General features: G+C 39.6%; 6 protein-coding genes and 1 pseudogene. 6 read left to right on the top strand and 1 reads right to left on the bottom strand.

The window, feature by feature from the left end:
• Positions 1-21 precede the first annotated feature (21 nt).
• Positions 22-753 carry a hypothetical protein gene (locus WBJ10_RS16450; RefSeq protein ID WP_424292260.1) on the bottom strand — a complete coding sequence of 244 codons (732 nt, stop codon included), beginning with the start codon at positions 751-753 and terminating at the stop codon, positions 22-24.
• A gap of 203 nt (positions 754-956) precedes the next feature.
• Here WBJ10_RS16450 and WBJ10_RS16455 point away from each other — a divergent pair, with 203 nt between their 5' ends.
• The 6 genes and pseudogenes from WBJ10_RS16455 to WBJ10_RS16480 form a co-directional block, all read left to right on the top strand.
• Positions 957-1,229, top strand: coding sequence for a hypothetical protein (locus WBJ10_RS16455; RefSeq protein WP_424292262.1), 273 nt, complete (start codon positions 957-959; stop codon positions 1,227-1,229).
• 12 nt (positions 1,230-1,241) lie between these two features.
• Positions 1,242-1,577: a DUF4134 domain-containing protein gene (locus WBJ10_RS16460; RefSeq protein ID WP_424292263.1), complete on the top strand. Its 336-nt coding sequence runs from the start codon at positions 1,242-1,244 to the stop codon at positions 1,575-1,577.
• 3 nt (positions 1,578-1,580) lie between these two features.
• Positions 1,581-1,937 carry a DUF4133 domain-containing protein gene (locus tag WBJ10_RS16465; RefSeq protein WP_424292265.1) on the top strand — a complete coding sequence of 119 codons (357 nt, stop codon included), beginning with the start codon at positions 1,581-1,583 and terminating at the stop codon, positions 1,935-1,937.
• Positions 1,921-4,404: a TraG family conjugative transposon ATPase gene (locus tag WBJ10_RS16470; RefSeq protein WP_424292269.1), complete on the top strand. Its 2,484-nt coding sequence runs from the start codon at positions 1,921-1,923 to the stop codon at positions 4,402-4,404. The genes WBJ10_RS16465 and WBJ10_RS16470 overlap by 17 nt, the downstream gene beginning before the upstream one ends.
• 22 nt (positions 4,405-4,426) lie before the next feature.
• A complete protein-coding gene (locus tag WBJ10_RS16475; RefSeq protein WP_424292267.1) occupies positions 4,427-5,116 on the top strand; it encodes a conjugal transfer protein TraI in 690 nt (229 codons plus the stop codon).
• Between the two features lies 1 nt (position 5,117).
• Positions 5,118-5,344 (top strand): annotated as a pseudogene (locus WBJ10_RS16480) (hypothetical protein); the annotation flags it as partial.

A 5,344-nucleotide genomic window follows, 5' to 3' on the forward strand; every position in this document is an offset into this window, starting at 1 on the left:
GATCCTTATTGATCATCGCAACTACAGAACTAAGAATGTCCTCATAACTTCAAAAACACCCGAAGAAACCAGATTAACAAAAAAAGGCAGCCCTACATTTGAAATCAGAGATCCGATATTCGTAAGTTGTCCTTGTATGTCTCTACCTTGATTTACTTGTTTTAACGCGTAGTTCATCTCAGACAAAAAATCTTCCTGTATGCTGGCGTCTAAGCTCTCAATATCATCTTTTAGCACGTCAAACAATTCCTGTACAGTGGTCACACTGTAATTCACTTTAAAATTCTGAGTGGAATTTTGGGAATTTTGTTGAAACTGGGCGGGAGCGTTTATGTCTCCGGTTTTTATATTGTTATAATTGTTTACCGTATTGGCTGGCTTATTGCCTCCTTCCTTTTCACTCACCCAATCAATTATTAAACTAATGTGTCCATCTTTACACCGTTCTTTTTTCATCAGGGGGACTATGTGATATTTTATCTGCCCTAAAAATTCTTGTTTATTTGCTTCATAACTATCGAAATGAAATTCCATTAAATCTCTCACTTTATAAACTGGACTGGTCTTACATACAAGCTTAACAAACTCCTTGTCATAATCTTCTGGAGTCGTTGCCCGTTCGGATGGCTCAGCTCCTATATGACCATGCCCATAATTGACTATTTGGTTAAATTTCATTTTGCCACCCAAATTGGGCAGTTCAAACTCCAACTTATCGATATTTTCGGTTGCAATTTTAAAATATTTTGTCATTGACTTTCCTTCTTCAATTATTCGTACTATCTAAACTCTTAACAAGATAGAAATTGTGGGTTTCAAACTAGCGATATGAGCAATTTAGGAGATTTTTGACAATAAAAAACACACAACTCACCTTCAAGGTGTGAAAGTCAGCTTTCGATTCCTCCCACCTTTGCCTTCATACAGCAATTCAGCTGCATCTAAAACGAAGGTATATGCTCCACTCAATTTCCTGGCTGCAATATGCAATAGCCATCTCCCTCCTACTCACCGTGTATTACCTGGCGGTTATCTTAATCTACTATCGTCCACAGATAGTGGCTATGGTAAATGGCAAAGGTCAATACCCGAATGACATTGAACCTTATCCAGTAGAAAAAAATGTTCTTGGCGAAATCCAGCCAGACCATAATGGCGCTTCGATATTGTCGGAGGAACTACAATTCTCATCCGATCAAGCGGATCAATTAACCGAGGAAAACCATTAATCATTTAAAGCTATGAAACGAGCATTCAGAATCAACAAACAACTTAAAAGAAGGATTGCAAGAGGACTTATATCAATAGTTCTCCTGCTCACTACAATAACCCTATTCGCCCAGGACGGCAACGCCGGAATCAACGAAGCGACTAACAAAGTCAAGGGCTATTTCGACACAGGCACCGACCTTATGTACGCAATAGGCGCCGTCGTGGGACTAGTTGGTGCTATAAAAGTTTATCAGAAATGGAACAGCGGAGATCATGATACCGGCAAGGTCGCCTCAGCGTGGTTCGGAAGCTGCGTTTTCCTTGTGATTGTAGCTACAGTTCTTCAATCATTCTTTGGAATCTGAGCTATGGCTAGCATTTATAGTATCAACAAAGGGATTAATAAGCCAATCGAATTTAAGGGCTTAAAGGCTCAATATATCGGCTACCTGGCAATTGGACTAGTAATTCTCCTGGTGGTGTTTGCGACAATGTATATCATCGGTTTCAATCTATTGTTATGCATACTCATAATCTCAGCAGCGGGTACCACCTTGTTCATGACTGTTTACAGGTTGAGTTATAAATATGGGGAGTATGGCTTGCTAAAGAAAGCAGCGAAACGGTATATCCCCACATATCTCAGATTTAGTTCTCGAAAGCTATTTATTCAATTAAACCCGAATTCGGACAAAGCAAGGAGGAATGATGGCAAAGCCAATTGATATCGAAAAAATGTTTCCGATTTATAAGGTTGAAAACAATTCTATCTTATCGGTATTTGGAGACATCACCATTGCGTATGAAGTTAAGCTTCCGGAAATTTTTTCGCTTTCAAATAGCGAATACGAAGCTTTCCATCAAGCGTTGTCAAAGGCAATTAGGATTTTACCTAAGTACAGTTGCTTTCATAAGCAGGATTGGTTTTTAGAGGATTCTTACAAAGCAGATTTTCTCTCGAAATCCCGGAAAATTTCAGATGCAACCAGCTTTTTATCCGGTGCTAGTGAACACTTCTTTAACGAGCGTCAATATTTAGAACATAGTTGCTATATCTTTCTATCTAAAAAGCCCGACGGCAGGCGAACTCCAAGTTCTGCGTTTTCCGGACTCTTCAGAAAGTCTATTGTACCTTCTCAGATGTTAAGCCCCAATTTCGTAAATGAATTCGCTGATAAAGCAAATCAGTTCGAACGCATCTTGATCGATAGTGGATTCGTGCAAATGAGACGGCTGTCAACTGATGAATTAGCCGGATCCGATAGCACAGCTGGAATCATTGAGCGGTATTGTTTCTTGCTGGGTAAATCTGAGCGAGCATCCCTAACGGATGTACATTTAAAAGATGAAATTAAGATTGGTGCAAATTATTGCCAGCTATTTAGTCTTTCAGAAGCAGAAAATTTGCCTGCTCTTTGTGGAACTCGGATAAATTACGATAAGTATAGTACAGACCGAACCAAATGCAGTGTCGGCTTCTCTTCTCCTTTAGGCCAGTTGCTAGACTGCAATCACATTTTCAACCAGTATATTTTCATTGATGACGCCGCCAAAACGTTAAAAAAGCTTGAAGCAAAGCGTCTACGTCTGCAATCTTTGTCAGCGTATTCCCGAGAAAATTCAATTGGCAGGGACGCCACCCAGGATTTTTTGAATGAAGCCATCAGCCAGCAGCGTTTACCCGTGAAAGCTCATTTCAATATCCTAGCCTGGACGGACAATCCTGATGACAGAAAAGATATACGGACCAAAGTTCATTCGGCCATGGCACAAATGGACGCAACGACGAAACTGGAAACTGATGGTGCACCTCAAATTTGGTGGGCAGGTATCCCAGGCAATGAAGCAGATTTTCCCATAAACGACACATTTGACACCTTTTCTGAACAGGCATGCTGTTTTCTGAATCTCGAAACCACCTACCGGAGTTCTATAAGTCCTTTTGGAATTCGTCTAGGCGACCGCTTAACTGGTAAACCTGTTCATGTTGATATTTCAGATGAACCTATGAAGCTTGGTATCTGCACCAATCGCAACAAGTTCATTCTGGGTCCGTCCGGTTCCGGCAAATCATTCTTCACGAATCATATGGTTCGGAGCTATTATGAACAAGGAGCTCATATCGTTCTGGTTGACGTTGGTCATAGTTATAAAGGTCTTTGTGACCTGGTTGGTGGGTATTATTTCACATATGATGAGGCAAAGCCACTACAATTCAACCCATTTTATATCAGTGTAGGGTCAGTTCCAGACACAGAAAAGAAAGAAAGCTTAAAGAGCCTAATTCTGGCGCTTTGGAAAAAAGAAGATGAAGTGCTTGAAAGACCTGAATATGTAGCCTTATCTAATGCATTACAAGGCTATTATGAACGGCTGATGCACTCCCCAGAGGTATTTGCTTGCTTCAATACATTTTATGACTATTTAAAAAATGAGTTTGCCGCACAATTAAAGGCAGATAATGTTAAAGAGCGACATTTTGATCTTGACAACCTTCTTTATGTTCTAAAACCCTTCTATAGGGATGGTGAATTCGGATACTTATTGAATGCGACTGAAAATCTGGAATTGTTAAATGAGCGGTTTATCGTGTTCGAACTCGATAATATAAAGGATCACCCTATACTTTTTCCAGTAGTTACTCTCATCATAATGGAAACCTTCATCAGTAAAATGAGGAAGCTGAAGGGAATCAGAAAAATGATTCTAATTGAAGAAGCGTGGAAGGCTATTGCAAAGGAAGGGATGGCAGAATATATAAAATATCTCTTCAAAACCGTCAGGAAATTCTTTGGAGAAGCAATAATTGTCACCCAGGAAGTTGAGGATGTGATCAGCTCCCCTATTGTGAAAGAAACCATCATCAATAATTCTGATTGTAAGATTCTTCTTGACCAATCTAAGTATCAGAATAAATTCGATCTCATACAGGACTTATTAGGCTTAACTGAAAAGGAAAAGGTTCAGATTCTATCGGTCAATAAAGCCAATGACCCAAAACTGAAATATAAAGAAGTCTTTATAGCTCTCGGAGGACAACACAGCAAAGTGTATCGAACGGAAGTCAGTCCAGAGGAATATCTCACTTATACTACAGAAGAGACTGAAAAAATGAAGGTGCAGCAATACACTAAAAAGTATGGAAGCATTCAGAAAGGAATAAAAATTCTCGCAAGAGAGCAGCAGGTTTAGTATTAACTCAAAAATAATCAAGATGAAAAAATTTATGATCTACATGCCAGCCAGTATGATTGTACTGATGGTCTCGCTCCCAATGAGCGAAGTAAATGCCCAGGTAGCAGTATTGGAAGTAATAAAAGCCGGTGTAAAAAAGGTTATTAAATCGGTTGATCTGAAAATTCAACGGATGCAGAACGAGACTATATGGCTTCAAAATGCACAAAAGGTTATGGAGAATCAGCTCTCAAAGCTAAAACTAGCCGAGATATCAGACTGGACAGAGAAACAGAAAGATATCTACAGTAAATATTATGCTGATCTATGGAAGGTGAAGGCAGCTATTTCATACTACCAGCGTATTAAGGATATCACCACCAAGCAGGTTTTCTTGGTTGAAGAGTACAAAAAAGCATGGAATCTGGCCCGTAGAGATAAAAACTTTACTCCCCAAGAACTCGACTATATGTACGACGTCTATACAGGCATCCTTAATGAAAGTGCCAAAAATCTGGATCAGATCTTACTGGTGGTGAATGCCTTCAAGACTCACATGAGTGATGCCAAACGCCTCGAGCTAATTAACGAAGCCGCCGACCGTATCGAAGTGAATTATTCTGACCTCCGGCAATTCAATACCCAGAATATACTGATGAGTTTGCAACGATCAAAAAGCCAGGATCAAATTAAAGAGGTACAACAGCTATATGGAATACAAGTAAATTGATATGAAAGCGATCCTCATACTATTCATAGTTTCGATGTCTGGAAATCTCATGGCCCAAACCTGGGATGAAATATTTAAGCAGAAGGAAACTCAAAAAAAATACCTCGTTCAGCAATTGGCGGCTCTAAAACTGTATGCAGGTTATCTGAAGAAAGGCTATGATATCGCGGATAAAGGCATTAGTTCAATAAAAGCATTCTCGAACGGCGAATTTAAACTCCATGATGA

Source organism: Daejeonella sp., from assembly GCF_049655485.1.
GTDB lineage: Bacteria > Bacteroidota > Bacteroidia > Sphingobacteriales > Sphingobacteriaceae > Daejeonella.

What these genes read in the sequence shown, in the direction of transcription:
- WBJ10_RS16450 (WP_424292260.1), bottom strand. Translation starts at nt 753, where the DNA reads ATGACAAAATATTTTAAAATTGCAACCGAAAATATCGATAAGTTGGAG.
- WBJ10_RS16455 (WP_424292262.1), top strand. Translation starts at nt 957, where the DNA reads ATGCTCCACTCAATTTCCTGGCTGCAATATGCAATAGCCATCTCCCTC.
- WBJ10_RS16460 (WP_424292263.1), top strand. Translation starts at nt 1,242, where the DNA reads ATGAAACGAGCATTCAGAATCAACAAACAACTTAAAAGAAGGATTGCA.
- WBJ10_RS16465 (WP_424292265.1), top strand. Translation starts at nt 1,581, where the DNA reads ATGGCTAGCATTTATAGTATCAACAAAGGGATTAATAAGCCAATCGAA.
- WBJ10_RS16470 (WP_424292269.1), top strand. Translation starts at nt 1,921, where the DNA reads ATGGCAAAGCCAATTGATATCGAAAAAATGTTTCCGATTTATAAGGTT.
- WBJ10_RS16475 (WP_424292267.1), top strand. Translation starts at nt 4,427, where the DNA reads ATGAAAAAATTTATGATCTACATGCCAGCCAGTATGATTGTACTGATG.